The organism is Terrabacter terrae, from assembly GCF_039529575.1.
Classification (GTDB): Bacteria; Actinomycetota; Actinomycetes; order Actinomycetales; family Dermatophilaceae; genus Terrabacter; species Terrabacter terrae.
This window is the reverse complement of sequence record NZ_BAAANB010000094.1, coordinates 1-819: the sequence shown is the minus strand read 5'-3', so window position 1 is coordinate 819 and position 819 is coordinate 1. Positions and strand designations below refer to the sequence as shown.

The window sequence follows — 819 nt, the reverse complement described above, 5'->3', positions numbered from 1 at the left end:
GGGCGGCGACCTGCCGCAGGGGCTGGCCGCGTGGGCAGCGGCCCTGCGCCGCGGAGTGGCGTGGTCGGCCGCCGCCGTCCTGCAGCCTGTGGCCGGAGCCGTCGAGCCGGCCGACGTCGACCGACTGCTCCCCACCGTCGAGATCGAGGAGATCCACCTGTGAGCCGCTCCCCCCTGACGACCGTCCTGGCGGAGGCGTCAGCTGCCGGACGGGCCGTAGCGGCCTTCAACGTCATCCAGCTCGAGCACGCGGAGGCGTATGCCGCTGCGGCCGAGCGCGTCGGCCTGCCCGTCGTCATGCAGGTCTCGGAGAACTGCGTGCGCTACCACGGCTCGCTCGCGCCGATCGCTGCCGCGACGCTGGCCATCGCGGACACCTGTTCCCAGCCGGTCGTCGTGCACCTGGACCACGCCGAGGACGTCGGGCTGGTGGAGGAGGCCGTCCGGCTCGGGATGACGTCCGTGATGTTCGACGGCTCGACCCTGCCCGACGACGAGAACCGCGCGGTGACGCGTCGGGTCGTCGAGCTGTGCCGGTCCGCCGGGGTGAGCGTCGAGGCCGAGCTCGGTGAGGTCGGCGGCAAGGACGGCGTGCACGCTCCCGGGGTGCGCACCGACCCCATGGACGCGGCCCGGTTCGTCGCCGACACCGGCGTCGACGCGCTTGCGGTCGCCGTCGGGAGCAGCCACGCGATGACCGATCGGACCGCGGAGCTCGACACGGACCTCATTGCGGCACTGCGCGACTCGGTGCCCGTGCCGCTGGTCCTCCACGGCTCCTCCGGTGTGCCCGACGACGGGCTCGTCGCCGCGGTGCGG

At 74.1% G+C, this 819-nt stretch carries 1 protein-coding gene; it reads left to right on the top strand.

From position 1 onward, the window contains the following. Positions 1 to 159 precede the first annotated feature (159 nt). A partial coding sequence (locus ABD194_RS19420) for a class II fructose-bisphosphate aldolase (RefSeq protein WP_343994552.1) occupies positions 160 to 819 on the top strand: 660 nt, incomplete at its 3' end.